This is a genomic window from Pseudaestuariivita atlantica (assembly GCF_001205715.1).
In the GTDB taxonomy this organism is placed as follows: Bacteria; Pseudomonadota; Alphaproteobacteria; order Rhodobacterales; family Rhodobacteraceae; genus Pseudaestuariivita; species Pseudaestuariivita atlantica.
This window is the reverse complement of sequence record NZ_AQQZ01000004.1, coordinates 53,938-67,588: the sequence shown is the minus strand read 5'-3', so window position 1 is coordinate 67,588 and position 13,651 is coordinate 53,938. Positions and strand designations below refer to the sequence as shown.

Below are 13,651 nucleotides of genomic sequence, written 5' to 3'. Positions count from 1 at the left end.
TGAAACGCGTTTGTTGCTAGGAATTTGACCGTTCAACTTCCAGCAAGGCGTATTTTCAAGATGTTCAAACCCGCACTTTTGTCATTTGGCCTTATTCTCGTCGCCAGTGCGGCGGCGGCCGAAATGACCCTGTCGTTCGAATGGGGCAATATCCCCGCGTGCAACACCGGCAAACCCAACAAGGTGGGCAGCCCCGCCTTCATCCTGCGCGGCGTGCCCGAGGGCACCACGACGGTGCAGTTCAAGCTCAAGGACCGCGACGCGCCGCGATACAATCACGGTGGCAGCAAGCGGCTGAAGATTTCCGGTGACGGCCAGCTTCCGTTCGGGGTGTTCAAGTACAAAAGCCCGTGCCCACCGGGCGAGGTGCACACCTATGAATGGACCGCGACGGCGCGCAAGGGCGGCAAGGTTCTGGCCAAGGCGACGGCGGTGCGCAAGTACCCTGAATAAGCCGCCCGCCTAGGGTACGATCAGGCGCGACCCGTAGGTCAGGCGCCGGGTGATCCAAAGCAGGTGGTCGGGCCGCAGCGCCACGCATCCTTCGGTCGGGTAGCCCGGTCGCCGCCAGCGGTGCATGAAGATGGCCGATCCCCGCCCGCGCGTGGCAAAGGGCCAGTTCCAGTCCGTCAGCAGCACAAGGTCATACAGCGGGTCCGCGCGGCGCAGCCTTTCATGGCTGGGCGCGTAGGGCGCGCGCACCATGAGGTTGTAATCCTCGGCGGACGGGTCGTCGGACCACAGGTCACCGGGGTGGATCGGGATGGCCCAGTCCACGGGCCGCGCCAAGCGGTCGGGCCGATAGAGGCATCCGACGATGCGGTGCACGCCCCGCGGCGTGGCGCCGTCGCCTTCGCGCTTGTCGGCGCTGATCCCGCCGCGCCCGATGGTGCAGGGAAAGGTGCGGCCCATGAACCGCAGGCCGCGCGGAGTGACCACCATGTCGGCGGGGGTCACCGCAGATGCCCCGATTTTGCGGCCTTGGTGGCAAGGTAGTCGCGGTTCTGCGGCGTCTCGCCCGCGTGCAGGGGCACGCGTTCGGCCACGGTGATGCCCTGGCCCTCCATCATCGCGATCTTGGCGGGGTTGTTCGTCAACAGGCGGACGGTGCGGATGCCCATCTCTTTCAGGATGGCGGCGCCGATGCGGAAATCCCGCTCGTCATCCTCGAAGCCGAGCCTGTGGTTGGCCTCGACCGTGTCGAAGCCCTGGTCCTGCAGCGCGTAGGCCCGCATCTTGTTGGCCAGCCCGATCCCGCGCCCTTCCTGGTTGAGGTACAGCAGGACGCCCGTGCCTTCCTCTCCCATCTGGTGCAGGGCGGCGTGCAGTTGCGGGCCGCAATCGCATTTCTGCGAGCCGATCACGTCGCCGGTGAAACAGGCGGAATGGAGGCGCACGAGCACCGGCGCGGCGCGTTCGGGGCGACCGATTTCGACCGCGTAATGCTCTTCCCCGCCGGTTTCGGGGCGGAAGACAAGGCAGCGCCCGGCATCGCTGACCGCCAAAGGTACCCGCGCGCCTGCGACCTGCAACAGGTGCGGCGCGTCGCCAAGGCCCGTGGGGATGTCCGACACGTGCAGGCGGGTGACCGAGGCATCGAGCGTACCGGCGGGCACCGCGACCACGGCAGGCAACAGGTGCGCGGACTTGGCCAGCGCGATGCCTGCGCGCGCCACGGATGCGGCATCGTCACGGATCGACGGGAAGGGCCCCTTCATCGGGTGGCGCAGGTCAAGCGAGGGATCGGCGAGCGCCATCACCTGTTCAAGGCCAAGGTCGCGGGGCAGGCGCACGCGGGCCATGTCGCCGTCATAGGCGCGCAGTTTCAGCGTTTCGGCGCGGTGGGCGGTAAGGGCAAGCTGCGCTTCGGGCTGGTCTTGCAGGTCGGCCAAATGGTCCCCGGCCAGCGTCTCGACCGCGAAGACAAGCGAGGGTTTGCCGGCTTCGTCCACCACGGCAACAGGCTGCCCCACGCGCAGATCGGTGCGCGCGCGGGCCAGCCGTGTTGTCACATTCGGCGCGAAGTCCATGAAGGAAAACCCCTTTTCTCACCGGTCCGTGACCGGATTCGCGCGTTTTCTGAAACAAATCTCGCAACCGCGCATACCGGCTACACGAGCCTGTGAAACAGATGCAGCAAATCTTGAGAGAAGGGAAGGTTGCGCGCATCTTGGGTCCAACGCAAGGGAGGCCCCGATGGCACAGCTGAAAAACATCCTTCTGGTCGATGACGACGACGATCTGCGCGAGGCGCTGAGCGAACAACTGGTGATGACCGAGGATTTCGAGGTGTTCGAGGCCGAAAACGGCGCGGGTGCGATGGACCGGGTCAAGGACCAGCTGTTCGACCTGATCGTGCTGGACGTGGGCCTGCCCGACACCGACGGCCGCGAATTGTGCCGCCTGATGCGCAAGCAGGGCGTGAAAAGCCCGATCCTGATGCTGACGGGCCATGATACCGATGCCGACACCATCCTTGGCCTCGATGCGGGCGCCAATGACTACGTGTCGAAACCGTTCAAGTTTCCCGTCCTTCTGGCCCGCATCCGCGCCCAGCTGCGCCAGCACGAACAATCCGAGGACGCGGTGTTCACGCTGGGGCCCTACACGTTCAAGCCGTCGATGAAGATGCTGATCACCGAGGACGACAAGAAGATCCGCCTGACCGAGAAGGAGACGAACATCCTCAAGTTCCTCTACCGCTCGAACTCGGGCGTGGTGGCGCGGGATGTGCTGCTGCACGAGGTCTGGGGGTACAATGCGGGTGTCACCACCCACACGCTGGAGACGCATATTTACCGGCTTCGCCAGAAAATTGAACCAGATCCGTCAAACGCGCGCCTTCTTGTGACCGAATCCGGCGGGTACAGGTTGGTGTCGTAGGACCAGACCTTACAGAACCCCGCGCTTGGCCGGGTTACGCCAAGCATCCTCCCTGTTGGACTGACCCGGGCCTCGCGCTCGGGTCCTTTTTATTCCGGGGTCGGCAGGCGCATCCTTAACGCGGCCCAGGCAAGCAGGCCCGCTGTGATCACCGTGGCGCTCCAGTAGGGCAGGCGCAGCGCGGCGATGCGCCCAAGGTCGCCTTCGAACCCGGCAACGATCGCGCCCGCAGCCACCGCGCCCAGCGGGATCGAGCCCCATCCGAAGAAGCGGTAGATGGAATTGACGCGCCCGAACAGCGCCGTCGGGATCACCCGTTGCCGAAGCGAGACGGTGACCACGTTCCACAGGACCCCAGCCGCCATCGACACCGCCAGCGCCAGTCCCGCAACCAGTGCCGAGCTGGTGACCGCGAGGATGCCGAAGGCAACCGGGAACACGCAAAGCGCCGTCACCACCGTCCGGTGTGCGCCCAGCCGCGCCACCACCGATGGGCCGATCAGCGCGCCGGCGACCCCGCCCGCCGCCTCTGCCGACAAGAGCAGGCCATAGCCGGCCGCCGACAGTCCGTAGATCTCCTGGCTGACAAGAACGAGCACGGTCAGCACCAGCGCGTTCGCGAAATTCAGTGGACAAAGCATCACGGCCAGCGCCAGCATCGCGCGGTTGCGGCGCATCCACTGCGCGCCTTCGGCCAATTGCGCCATGAAGCCGCCGGTCGGCGGCGGCAGTCGCGGGGCCTGCACCCGGATCGCCCAGACGAGCCACGCCGCCAGCGCGAAGGTCACCGCGTCGACCATGAAGGGCGCGGGCACGGCCAGCGCGATGAGCAGGCCCGCGACCGGCGGTCCGACAAAGCTGCCCATGACCTGTTCCGCGCTCCAGATCTGGCCGTTCGCGCGTTCGAGGTCGCGGGCCTCCACCACCGAGGGCAGCGCCGTTTGCGCCGCGTTGTCGCGGAACACCTCGGCCGATCCCAGAAGGAACGCGGCGGCGCAAAGTCCGGCGATCATCCACGGCACCGACGGGTCGCCATCGGACATCGGCAGCGCGGGCGCGGCGAGGATCATCGCCACGACGCCGAAGGTCAGGATCATGCGCAGCAGGTCCGCCTGCACCATCAGTTGCTGCCGGTCCACCCGGTCGGTCACCACACCGGCGGGCAGCGCGAACAGAAGCCACGGCAGCCGGGTCGCTGCCGCCACTGTCCCGATCAGCAGGGGATCACGGGTGATGAGTGTCGCCAGCCACGGGAACGCCAGTGCCGAGATGCCGTCGCCGAGGTTCGAGATCGCCGAGGCAGAGAACAGCAGGCGGAAATTGCGGTTTCGGGCGAGGAGCATGGCGGCGATGGTGCGCGCCGCGGCGCGGCATGTCCACCGGTCAGTTGCGGATCGTCTGGGCCAGTGCTTCGAGTTGGGACAGGGCCTTGCCCCAGCCTTCCTCGAACCCCATGGCGTCATGCGCGTCGCGGTCCTTGGTGGACTTGTGCAGGACATGCGCCGAATAAAGCGTCCCGCCGCGCGCCGGTCGCAGCACGATGGACGCGGTCATGAACGCGCCGTCGGTGGGGCGGAAGCCTTCGGTCAGGCCGTCGGTGAAGACGAGCCGCGAGTGCGGTTCTGCGAGCAGGATGCAGCCTTCGCTGGCCTGCCGCGTTCCGTCGGGCATTTCCATCACGGTGTAGAAACGGCCGCCGGGAACGGGATCGATCACCGCCTCGACGGTCTTGACCGGCGCGGGCGTGAACCATTGCCGCAGGTAGCGCGGGGTCGTCCACGCCTTCCAGATCTGCGCGGGCGATGCGGCGATGTTCCGCCGCAGGACAAGATCGCGGTCTGTGTCTTTCATGACAGGCCTTTTCGCAGGAGCTTGCCGCGTTGTCGCCCGCCCGTTCCCCGACGTCCAGCCCCAACGCGCGCGATGGGCGTCAGCCCGCCATGGTGGAGATCGCGGTGATCGGGATCAGGGCGGCACCGCTGGCGATGGCAAGGCCCAGAAGCAGGACCAGCCCGTCCTGCACGAGAAGGCCAAGCGCCATGAACATGACCGCCGCGCCAAGGAGCGAGGAACTGAGCGGCACGAACTCCATCAACGGCATCACGAGGCCAATGCCCATGACCAGCGCCAGCACGACCTTTTCGACCGGTGGCACCGTCAGCCAGCGCATGCGCCCGGACATGGTGATCCGGTCCACGAACCGTGCAAGGCGCAGCATCAGGCCGACCGTCCGTTCGAGTTTCCGGCCGGTCATTTCGCAGCGGGCCAGCATTTCGGGCAGGCGTGTCGACTGCTGGCCCATCAGCATTCGCCCGGCGATCACGGCGATCGAAAGCCCCACCGCCGACGACAAAAGTGGCACGCCGCTGAGGGGGGAAACCAGCACGAGGCCAAGGACCATCAGCACCGGCAGCAAACCACCCGCGAGGCCGAGGGCGCGCATCACATCGCTGATCGCCACGCGGGGGGAGCGCGCGGCTTCGGCCACGTGCTGCACCGTTTCTTCGACGGCCCGATCGGGGTTGGATGGCGGGTTGATCTGGTTCACGCTGGATCAACGTGGGTCAGGGGCGGCGGTTCCGCTGGTTCTTCACCACGCGAGGATTTACACAAGCCCGGCAACCCATCCCGAGACAAAAGGACGGAGACAGGCATGGCCTTTACCCTTGCGACCTGGAACATCAACTCGGTGCGGCTGCGGGCCGGGCTGGTCGCACGCCTGTTGCAGGAAGAGGCGCCGGACGTGCTGTGCCTGCAGGAGTGCAAGAGTCCCGTCGACAAGATTCCGCGCGAGGTGTTCGAGGCGCTGGGATACACCCATCTCGAGGCCGAGGGGCAGAAGGGATACAACGGCGTTGCGATCCTGTCGAAGCTGCCTCTGGAGCGGGTCGGGTCGATGGATTTCGCAAGCCTCGGCCATGCGCGGCACGTCGCCGCGCGGTTGCCGAACGGTGTTGTGGTCAACAACTTCTATGTCCCGGCGGGCGGCGACAAGCCCGACCGCGAGGTGAACGTGAAGTTCGGCCAGAAGCTCGACTACCTGACCGAGATGCGGGACTGGTTCCATGGCGACCGCCCCGAACGGGCGATCCTCGTGGGCGACCTGAACATCGCCCCGCGCGAGGATGACGTGTGGAGCCACAAGCAGCTTCTGAAGGTGGTGAGCCACACCCCGGTCGAGGTGGAGCATCTGGACGAGACGCAGGAGGCCGGGCGCTGGGTCGACATCACCCGGCAGGACATCCCCGAAGGCAACCTTTACAGCTGGTGGTCCTATCGCTCGCCCGATTGGGACAGCGCCGACAAGGGGCGGCGGCTGGATCACGTCTGGGCGACACCCGACATCGCGGCGGCGGGTCACGGGTCGCGCATCCTGCGCGAGGTGCGCGGCTGGGAGCAACCCAGCGATCACGCCCCGGTCTTCGCGACCTTCGATCTGTAAACGAAAAAGGCACGCCGCGGTGGCGTGCCTTGATCGGTGTCGTCGTGGTGCCGGGGTTAGACCGGCGGGCGACCGCGAACAGCGCGCGCGACCATGGCGACGAGGAACAGGATCACGAAGATCACGAACAGGATCTGCGCGATACCGGCAGAGGCCCCGGCGATACCGCCAAAGCCCAGCACTGCGGCGATGAGTGCGATAATCAGAAACGTAACGGCCCAACCAAGCATGGAAGGTCTCCTTTCGTGTAAGTGACGCTAAGGCGTCGATTGCTGGAAAAACGCGGCCATGCCCGCGCGGGTTCCATGCAGTCAGACGAGGGTGGAGACTTTCGCGGCCACGGCGCGGCCCAGCGCCCTATGTGCATCGGGGTCGAAATGGATGCCGTCGACATCGCTGACGCGGATCACCGACCCGGCGTCGAGGTAGGCCACGTCGCGCGCGTTGGCGAGCGTGGCGAGCATGTCGCGCAATTGCAGCGAGGTGCCCTCTCCCCCGATGAACTGGTTGGCGAAAACGCCGATTTCGCGGATCGGCGGCGGGCAGATCAGCAGGATCCTGAGCGCCGGGTGCGCCTCTGCCATCTCGGGCGATTGGGCAAGGTCGAGCATCCCGGCAATCCCGCCCGCGATGGTCATGGGCGTCGCGGCGAACCGGGTCTTCAGGTCGTTCGTGCCCAGCATGATCGTCAGCACGTCGACAGGCGCGTGGCTTTTCAGCGCCATCAAGAGGCCCGCGTGGCCATCCATGTTGGCGGGCATGCCGGGGTCTTCGTATTGCGTGGTGCGGCCCGGCAGGCCCTCTTCCACGAGGTGCCAGTCACCGGCAAGGTCGGCGGCCATGACCGTGGGCCAGCGTTTCGACGGGCCATACCGCCCCACGCTGCGCCCGTCGGGCGGCGTGGGCCGCGAGCCGTGGGTGTTGCTGTCTCCGAAGGTCAGGATCGTGCGCATTGGGCCAAGGCTATCGCGGCAACGCGGCGTGGGCAATCGGGCGGGGCCTTGCACAGGGGCGGGGGATACTCCATCTAACGGGCAACCGAGCCGAGCGCATGGAGACTGACATGATCGAACTGGGCCAGGGCCCCGATGCCACCGACCTGATCAAGGACGTGACCGAGGCCGATTTCATGACCGAGGTGATCGATGCCTCGAAAGACGTGCCCGTGATCGTCGATTTCTGGGCACCGTGGTGCGGCCCGTGCAAGACGCTTGGGCCGCAACTGGAAGCCGCCGTGACGGCGGCAAAGGGCGCGGTGAAGATGGCCAAGGTCGATGTCGACCAGGCGCAATCCATCGCGGCACAGCTGCGCATCCAGTCGATCCCGACGGTCTATGCCTTCTACCAGGGCCAGCCGGTCGACGGGTTCCAGGGCGCGGTTCCTGAATCCGAGGTGAAGGCCTTTGTCCAGCGCGTCGCCGAAGTGGCCGGTGGCACGGCGGATGGCGGGCTGGGCGACGCCGTGGAGGCCGCCGAACAGATGCTGGCCGAAGGTGCGGCGGTCGATGCCGCGCAGACCTTTGCCGCGATCCTCGGCGAGGACCCGAACAATGCTGCCGCTTATGGCGGTCTGATCCGGGCGCATCTGGCGATGGACGACGTCGATCAGGCCGAGGCGATCCTGAACGGCGCCCCGGCAGAGATTTCCGATGCGCCTGAGCTTGAAGCGGCGCGGGCGCAGCTGGAACTGGCTCGGCAGGCCGAGAATGCGGGCCCGGTGGCGGACCTGCGCGCGGCGGTCGAGGCATCGCCCGACGATCATCAGGCTCGGTTCGACCTGGCGCAGGCCCTGCAGGCGGCAGGCGACAGCGAAGGCGCGGTCGACCAGTTGCTGGAATTGTTCCGCCGGGACCGCGAATGGAACGACGGCGCCGCCAAGGCGCAGCTTTTCACGATCTTCGACGCGCTCAAGCCGAATGACCCCATCGTTCTGCACGGGCGGCGGAAGCTGAGTTCGATGATATTTGCCTGACCTCGCCGTAACGCTAGGTCAACGGTCATGAGCCAGTCGTTCACCCTGCCCGACGTGATCCCCGCCTTCCCGCTTCCGGGCGCGTTGCTGCTGCCGCGGGCGCGGTTGCCGCTGCACATCTTCGAACCGCGCTACCTTGCCATGCTGGATGACGCGCTGAAGACGCCCGAGCGGCTGATCGGGATGATCCAGCCCAACGACGTGCCGGGGCGTGCGGGTCATGGCGTGCACCGGATCGGCTGTGTCGGGCGGATCACCCAGTTCTCGGAAACCGAGGACGGGCGCTACATGATCACCCTGACCGGCATCTCCCGCTATCGCGTGCTGGAGGAGGTCGAAGGCTTCACCCCCTATCGCCGCTTCTCGGTCTCGTGGGAGGGGTTCGACGCCGATCGCGGCCCGGCCGAGAAGGATACCGGGTTCGACCGGTCGGCGTTCCTTGACCTGCTGGGGCGGTATTTCGCGGCGCGCGATCTCAACACCGACTGGGACACGCTGAAAGAGGCGGATGACGAATTGCTGGTCAATTCGCTGTCGATGCTGCTGGACTTCGAACCGGAGGACAAGCAGGCCCTGCTGGAAGCGCCCAGCCTGTCGACCCGGCGCGAGACGCTGGTGACGCTGATCGAATACAGCCTGCGCAGCGATGGAAGCGGAGACGTGATGCAATGACGGCAGCCCCCCATGATCGCCGCATGCTGGAGGCGCTGATCTGCCCGGTCAGCCATACGCGCCTCAGCTATGATGCCGAGACGCAGGAACTGGTGTCCAAGGCGGCGGGCCTCGCCTTTCCCATCCGCAACGGCATCCCGGTGATGCTGCGGGACGAGGCGCGGGTGCTCGACGACGATTAACCTCACATTCACCGGGTTGCGCGATGGTAGTGGCCGGAGGTCACGCCATGCATCCAGCCGACGAATTGGGACAGGTCCGGGCAGAAATTGCCCGGCTCACTGCGCGCGAGGCGCAGTTGAAGGCAACGCTTGCCATGCAGCGGCGGGACCTGTCCGGCGCACGTTACAAGGCAGAGTTCAAACCCGTGCTGCGCCGCGTGTTCCTGCGTGACAAGCTGCCGTCCTACATCCGCGAGGCGCCCGATCTGTGGGAGGCGCGGACGAGCCTGCAACTGCGTCTGCATCCGATGGCCGTGCCGGTGGAGGAAGAGGACGACGACGCGACCGTGATCGAGTTGTGGCAGGACGACGGGCCGCGCGTGCACCGGGCCTGACAGGGGTCAGAGCGCCTCACCCCGCATCAGGCGGGGCACGTCGCCGGTCAGCCCGGCGGCCTCCCGAATGAATCCGCGCCGCAGGCCCGGCAACCGGTTCACGATTCCCAGCCCGACATCGCGCACCATGCGGAGCGCGGAATTGTCGTTCGAGAACAGGCGGTTGAACGTGTCCGTCGCCAGCGCGAGCGACACCGCGTCGAACCGACGCCAGCGTTCATAGCGTGTCAGCACCAGCGGGGAGGCGATGTCTTCACCCCGGCGGGCGGCATCGGCCAGCACCTCGGCCAGCGCCGCGATGTCGCGCAATCCTGCGTTCAGCCCCTGTCCGGCAATCGGATGCACGCCATGCGCCGCATCGCCGATCAGCGCGACCTGTGGGGCCACGAAATGGTGCGCCAGCGACAGGCCCAGCGGATAGGTGTGGCGTGCGCCGACAAGGCGGATGTCGCCAAGGAAATCGCCGAACCGGGGGCGCAGCGCGTCCAAGTAAGCCTCGTCCGGGCCGTCCTGCAGCTGCTTGGCGACCTCGGCGCGTTCGGTCCAGACGATGGACGACCGGTTACCGGTCAGCGGCAGGATGGCAAGCGGCCCGGCGGGCAGGAACAACTGGTGCGCGATTCCGTGATGCGGCAGGTCGTGTTCCAGCGCGCAGACAAGCGCCGTCTGGTCGTAGGACCAGCGCGTGTGGCGGATCCCGGCGCGGGACGCGGTGCCGCTCATCCGGCCATCGGCCCCGATCACCACCCGCGCGGTCAGCACGCGTCCATCGGCCAGCGTCACCTGCCCCGGCGCCTGCGCGGTGACGGTCGCACCCCGCTCCCACGTGATCCCGTCCCCGGTCACGCGTGTTTCCAGCGCCGCGCGCAGGTGGCGGTCTTCGACAAGGTGGCCCATCGGGCCTTCCTCGATCTCGGCATGGTCGAAATGCAGGAACATGGGCGAGGGCGGCTGGCCGTCGCGCGCGTCCGACACCTTGATTTCTAGGATCGGTTGCGCGTGATCGACCACGTCTTCCCACACGTCCAGCCCGTCCAGAAGGCGGCAGGAGGCGAGTGCCAGCGCGTAGGACCGGCCATCGAACACGTCGCCGACCGGGCGGGGCGGGGCGGCATCGACGATCATCGGCGTCAGACCCGCCGCATGCGCGGCCAGCGCCATGGTCAGGCCGTTCAGCCCGCCGCCCACGATGATCAGATCCGCGTCCATGCGCCAGACATACGCCGTGGCGCGGGATTGTCCATGCGCCGCTTGGCCGCTACCGTCGCGCGACCAGACAGGGAGCGTGCTGCATGGACCTTTCACGGACCGCATCGGATTTGGGCCGCGACATCGCGGCGGGGCGCCTCGACCCGGTTGACCTGACCGAAGCCTACCTTGCCGCGATAGACGGCCATGCCGATGCCGGGCGCATCTATGCCCGCGTGACCGCCGACCGTGCGCGGGCCGAGGCGTCCGCCGCCCGCGACCGGGCGAAGGCGGGCCTGCGGCGCGGGCTGCTGGACGGTCTCCCGGTCAGCTGGAAGGACCTGGTGGACAGCGCCGGTGTCGCGACCGAGGCGGGGAGCGCCTTGCTGAAGGGGCGGGTGCCCGCCGTCGATGGAGAGGCTCTGCGCAACGCGTCGATGCAGGGGTTGGTCTGCCTGGGCAAGACGCACCTGTCGGAACTCGCCTTTTCGGGCCTCGGTTACAATCCGATCACTGCCACACCGCCGAACGTGAACGACCCAGAGGCGGTGCCGGGTGGATCATCCTCGGGTGCGGCGGCGTCGGTGGCGTTCGGGCTGGCGGCGTCCTCGGTGGGGTCCGACACGGGCGGATCGGTGCGCATCCCGTCGGCTTGGAACGACCTGGTGGGGCTGAAGACGACGGCGGGGCGGGTGTCCTGCGTGGGCACGGTTGCCCTTGCGGCGCGGTTCGACACGCTGGGACCGCTGGCGCGCAGCGTCGAGGATGCCGCGCAGATGCTCGCCGCGATGGAAGCGGGCCGGGTGGCGGACCTTGCCGGTGCCACGTTGAGCGGTGTCCGGTTCGCGGTACTGGAGACGGCGGCGTTCGACGATATCCGCGACGCGCCTGCTGCCGCTTTTGACGATGCGGTTGCGCGACTGGGCGCGGTGGGCGCCAAGATCACGCGCATCACCGTGCCCGAAGTGGCCGAGGCGCTGGCCCTGAGCGGCACGCTGTTCCCGGCCGAGGCCTATGGCACGTGGAAAGACGTGATCGAGGCCGCGCCCGAGAAGATGTACCCCGAGATCCTCGCGCGGTTCCGCGGTGGGGCGGACGTAAAGGCGGCCGATTACGTCGCGGCGTGGCAGGTGCTGGACCGGTGCCGCGCGGCCTATGCCGATGCGACGGCGGCGTTTGACGCGGTGCTGGTGCCGACCTCGCCTATCCTGCCGCCCAAGCTGGAGCGTTTGACGACCGATCACGCCTATTACGTGACGGAGAACCTGCTGGCGTTGCGCAACACGCGGATCGGCAATCTGATGGGGCTGGCGGTGCTGACGCTGCCGACGGGCACCCCGTCCTGCGGGATCAGCCTGATGGGCGCGCCGATGGGCGAGGAAAAGCTGTTGCGGCTGGGCGTGGCGGCAGAGCGGGCGCTGGGGTGATACCGGCATGAGCCGTGGATCGTCGGGCCGCGGTGCGGCGATCCGCAGGTCCGCGACGCGCTTTATCCCGGACAAAACCGGAAAACCGGGCCGCGTGGCACCAAGCCCGGCCAAATCGCCGTGCCGGGGGGCGGCCCGGCGATGCGCGGCGGCCTACGGCCTTGATTCCGCGCTGGAATGCTGCGGCTGACCGCATGCAAAAGTCGCTTGGCCGAAAGGACACACACCGCCAGTTTGCCGCGCTTGCGCTGGACACGACGTCCACCGCTTGGCTATTCTTGGAGCCGAATGGGGCGAAATGACCCCAGCACCTTGAGGCAGTTGCAGATGTTCCCCGAGCGGTTTTCGAACCTACCGGCCTATGCGTTCCCGCGCCTGCGCGTCCTGTTGGACGGGCTGGAGCCGGGTGGCCCCGTGGTGCAGATGACGATCGGTGACCCCGAACACCCGTTCCCGGCTTGGGTGACCGAGGAAATCGTCAAACATTCCAGTGGCTTCAACAGCTATCCGCCGAACGAGGGCACGCCCGAGTTGCGCGCGGCCTATGCCGGCTGGCTGCAGCGCCGGTTCGGCGTCACCTTCGATCCCGACACGCAGGTCATGCCGGTGAACGGCACGCGCGAGGGGCTTTACAACGCCTGCATGGCCTTCGTGCCCGAGGAAAAGGGCGGGGCCGCGCCTTACGTGCTGTCGCCCAACCCGTTCTACCAGGTCTACATGGTGGCGACCCTGTCGGTTGCGGCGATCCCGCGTTTCGTGAACGCCACGGCAGAAACCGGGCATCTGCCAGATTTCATGGGCCTTGCGCCCGACGTGCTGAACCGCACCGCGGCTGTCTACATCTGTTCGCCCGCCAACCCGCAGGGCGCGGTGGCCGATGCGGGGTACTGGGGTGACCTGCTGGACCTGGCCGAGCGGTACGATTTCAAGATTTTCGCCGACGAGTGCTATTCCGAGATCTATCGCGGAGAGGCACCAACGGGCATCCTGACCGTCGCGGCAGAGGCCGGGGCCGACCCGGACCGGGTGGTTGCATTCCACTCGTTGTCGAAGCGGTCGAACCTGCCGGGCCTGCGGTCGGGGTTTGTCGCATCAGGCGCGAAGACCATCACGCGGGCGCGGCAATTGCGCAGTTATGCCGGGGCGCCCCTGCCTTTGCCGCTGCAGCGGGCGGCGGAAAAGGTCTGGGCCGACGAGGCGCACGTGGAAGAAAACCGCGCGCTGTACCTGAAGAAATACGAACTGGCCGACGCGATCTTCGGCAACGTGCCGGGCTACCTGCGCCCGCAGGCGGGCTTCTTCCTGTGGCTGCCGGTCGAGGACGGCGAGGCGGCCACCGTCAAGCTGTGGACGGAATACGGCGTCAAGGTTCTGCCGGGGGCGTACCTTGCGCAGGACGCGGACGGCGTGAACCCCGGCAAACACTACATTCGCGCGGCCATGGTCGCGCCTTTTGACCAAACCGAGGCCGGGCTGCGGGCTATCCGCGCGGGCCTGTACGACTGACGACG

At 67.2% G+C, this 13,651-nt stretch carries 17 protein-coding genes; 9 read left to right on the top strand and 8 right to left on the bottom strand.

Annotated elements, in window-relative coordinates; all coding sequences use genetic code 11:
* Positions 1-60 precede the first annotated feature (60 nt).
* On the top strand, positions 61-453 hold the full coding sequence (locus tag ATO11_RS09780; RefSeq protein WP_050530689.1) for a hypothetical protein: 393 nt from the start codon (positions 61-63) through the stop codon (positions 451-453).
* A 9-nt stretch (positions 454-462) separates the two neighbouring features.
* Here ATO11_RS09780 and ATO11_RS09775 read toward each other — a convergent pair whose 3' ends face one another.
* Together ATO11_RS09775 and ribA are read right to left on the bottom strand one after the other, a co-directional pair.
* A complete protein-coding gene (locus ATO11_RS09775) occupies positions 463-957 on the bottom strand; it encodes a L,D-transpeptidase family protein (RefSeq protein WP_050530688.1) in 495 nt (164 codons plus the stop codon).
* A complete protein-coding gene (gene ribA / locus ATO11_RS09770) occupies positions 954-2,030 on the bottom strand; it encodes a GTP cyclohydrolase II (protein WP_050530687.1) in 1,077 nt (358 codons plus the stop codon). The genes ATO11_RS09775 and ribA overlap by 4 nt, the downstream gene beginning before the upstream one ends.
* 166 nt (positions 2,031-2,196) lie before the next feature.
* Between ribA and ATO11_RS09765 the strand changes: the two genes are divergently transcribed.
* Positions 2,197-2,883, top strand: a complete 687-nt coding sequence (locus ATO11_RS09765; protein ID WP_050530686.1) for a response regulator transcription factor — start codon at positions 2,197-2,199, stop codon at positions 2,881-2,883.
* Between the two features lie 89 nt (positions 2,884-2,972).
* Here the strand turns inward: ATO11_RS09765 and ATO11_RS09760 are convergent, their stop codons facing one another.
* From ATO11_RS09760 to ATO11_RS09750, 3 genes are all read right to left on the bottom strand, one after another.
* Entirely contained in the window at positions 2,973-4,226 is a 1,254-nt protein-coding gene (locus ATO11_RS09760) for an MFS transporter (protein WP_242601397.1), read from the bottom strand.
* A 40-nt stretch (positions 4,227-4,266) separates the two neighbouring features.
* Entirely contained in the window at positions 4,267-4,734 is a 468-nt protein-coding gene (locus ATO11_RS09755) for an SRPBCC family protein (RefSeq protein WP_050530685.1), read from the bottom strand.
* A 79-nt stretch (positions 4,735-4,813) separates the two neighbouring features.
* Positions 4,814-5,431 carry an exopolysaccharide biosynthesis protein gene (locus ATO11_RS09750; protein WP_050530684.1) on the bottom strand — a complete coding sequence of 206 codons (618 nt, stop codon included), beginning with the start codon at positions 5,429-5,431 and terminating at the stop codon, positions 4,814-4,816.
* Between the two features lie 105 nt (positions 5,432-5,536).
* Between ATO11_RS09750 and ATO11_RS09745 the strand changes: the two genes are divergently transcribed.
* Positions 5,537-6,325 (top strand): exodeoxyribonuclease III, encoded by a 789-nt coding sequence (locus ATO11_RS09745; RefSeq protein ID WP_050530683.1) that lies wholly within the window; start codon positions 5,537-5,539, stop codon positions 6,323-6,325.
* Between the two features lie 56 nt (positions 6,326-6,381).
* On the opposite strand, the gene ATO11_RS21225 is transcribed toward ATO11_RS09745, so the two are convergent.
* Together ATO11_RS21225 and ATO11_RS09740 are read right to left on the bottom strand one after the other, a co-directional pair.
* Entirely contained in the window at positions 6,382-6,555 is a 174-nt protein-coding gene (locus ATO11_RS21225; protein WP_082176244.1) for a DUF1328 domain-containing protein, read from the bottom strand.
* An 81-nt stretch (positions 6,556-6,636) separates the two neighbouring features.
* The gene (locus ATO11_RS09740; RefSeq protein WP_050530682.1) at positions 6,637-7,278 is read right to left on the bottom strand and encodes an SGNH/GDSL hydrolase family protein; all 642 of its coding nucleotides are present in this window, start codon (positions 7,276-7,278) and stop codon (positions 6,637-6,639) included.
* Positions 7,279-7,388: 110 nt separating this feature from the next.
* Between ATO11_RS09740 and trxA the strand changes: the two genes are divergently transcribed.
* The 4 genes from trxA to ATO11_RS09720 are packed head-to-tail and all read left to right on the top strand — an operon-like array spanning position 7,389 to position 9,525.
* Entirely contained in the window at positions 7,389-8,297 is a 909-nt protein-coding gene (gene trxA / locus ATO11_RS09735; RefSeq protein ID WP_050531087.1) for a thioredoxin, read from the top strand.
* 27 nt (positions 8,298-8,324) lie between these two features.
* The gene (locus tag ATO11_RS09730) at positions 8,325-8,969 is read left to right on the top strand and encodes an LON peptidase substrate-binding domain-containing protein (RefSeq protein WP_050530681.1); all 645 of its coding nucleotides are present in this window, start codon (positions 8,325-8,327) and stop codon (positions 8,967-8,969) included.
* A complete protein-coding gene (locus ATO11_RS09725; protein ID WP_050530680.1) occupies positions 8,966-9,151 on the top strand; it encodes a Trm112 family protein in 186 nt (61 codons plus the stop codon). The genes ATO11_RS09730 and ATO11_RS09725 overlap by 4 nt, the downstream gene beginning before the upstream one ends.
* A 47-nt stretch (positions 9,152-9,198) precedes the next feature.
* Positions 9,199-9,525: a hypothetical protein gene (locus tag ATO11_RS09720; protein WP_050530679.1), complete on the top strand. Its 327-nt coding sequence runs from the start codon at positions 9,199-9,201 to the stop codon at positions 9,523-9,525.
* A 6-nt stretch (positions 9,526-9,531) separates the two neighbouring features.
* Here the strand turns inward: ATO11_RS09720 and ATO11_RS09715 are convergent, their stop codons facing one another.
* Complete coding sequence (locus tag ATO11_RS09715; RefSeq protein WP_050530678.1) at positions 9,532-10,734, bottom strand: FAD-dependent monooxygenase; 1,203 nt, start codon at positions 10,732-10,734, stop codon at positions 9,532-9,534.
* Between the two features lie 83 nt (positions 10,735-10,817).
* Here ATO11_RS09715 and ATO11_RS09710 point away from each other — a divergent pair, with 83 nt between their 5' ends.
* Both ATO11_RS09710 and ATO11_RS09705 read left to right on the top strand, forming a co-directional pair.
* Complete coding sequence (locus tag ATO11_RS09710; RefSeq protein WP_050530677.1) at positions 10,818-12,140, top strand: amidase; 1,323 nt, start codon at positions 10,818-10,820, stop codon at positions 12,138-12,140.
* A gap of 327 nt (positions 12,141-12,467) precedes the next feature.
* Positions 12,468-13,646 (top strand): aminotransferase class I/II-fold pyridoxal phosphate-dependent enzyme, encoded by a 1,179-nt coding sequence (locus tag ATO11_RS09705; RefSeq protein ID WP_050530676.1) that lies wholly within the window; start codon positions 12,468-12,470, stop codon positions 13,644-13,646.
* The last annotated feature ends 5 nt before the right edge of the window (positions 13,647-13,651 follow it).

Bases quoted from the DNA above. Each gene is read 5' to 3' on its own strand.
- ATO11_RS09780 (WP_050530689.1), top strand. From the start codon at position 61: ATGTTCAAACCCGCACTTTTGTCATTTGGCCTTATTCTCGTCGCCAGT.
- ribA (WP_050530687.1), bottom strand. From the start codon at position 2,030: ATGGACTTCGCGCCGAATGTGACAACACGGCTGGCCCGCGCGCGCACC.
- ATO11_RS09765 (WP_050530686.1), top strand. From the start codon at position 2,197: ATGGCACAGCTGAAAAACATCCTTCTGGTCGATGACGACGACGATCTG.
- ATO11_RS09760 (WP_242601397.1), bottom strand. From the start codon at position 4,226: ATGCTCCTCGCCCGAAACCGCAATTTCCGCCTGCTGTTCTCTGCCTCG.
- ATO11_RS09755 (WP_050530685.1), bottom strand. From the start codon at position 4,734: ATGAAAGACACAGACCGCGATCTTGTCCTGCGGCGGAACATCGCCGCA.
- ATO11_RS09745 (WP_050530683.1), top strand. From the start codon at position 5,537: ATGGCCTTTACCCTTGCGACCTGGAACATCAACTCGGTGCGGCTGCGG.
- ATO11_RS21225 (WP_082176244.1), bottom strand. From the start codon at position 6,555: ATGCTTGGTTGGGCCGTTACGTTTCTGATTATCGCACTCATCGCCGCA.
- ATO11_RS09740 (WP_050530682.1), bottom strand. From the start codon at position 7,278: ATGCGCACGATCCTGACCTTCGGAGACAGCAACACCCACGGCTCGCGG.
- trxA (WP_050531087.1), top strand. From the start codon at position 7,389: ATGATCGAACTGGGCCAGGGCCCCGATGCCACCGACCTGATCAAGGAC.
- ATO11_RS09730 (WP_050530681.1), top strand. From the start codon at position 8,325: ATGAGCCAGTCGTTCACCCTGCCCGACGTGATCCCCGCCTTCCCGCTT.
- ATO11_RS09725 (WP_050530680.1), top strand. From the start codon at position 8,966: ATGACGGCAGCCCCCCATGATCGCCGCATGCTGGAGGCGCTGATCTGC.
- ATO11_RS09720 (WP_050530679.1), top strand. From the start codon at position 9,199: ATGCATCCAGCCGACGAATTGGGACAGGTCCGGGCAGAAATTGCCCGG.
- ATO11_RS09715 (WP_050530678.1), bottom strand. From the start codon at position 10,734: ATGGACGCGGATCTGATCATCGTGGGCGGCGGGCTGAACGGCCTGACC.
- ATO11_RS09710 (WP_050530677.1), top strand. From the start codon at position 10,818: ATGGACCTTTCACGGACCGCATCGGATTTGGGCCGCGACATCGCGGCG.
- ATO11_RS09705 (WP_050530676.1), top strand. From the start codon at position 12,468: ATGTTCCCCGAGCGGTTTTCGAACCTACCGGCCTATGCGTTCCCGCGC.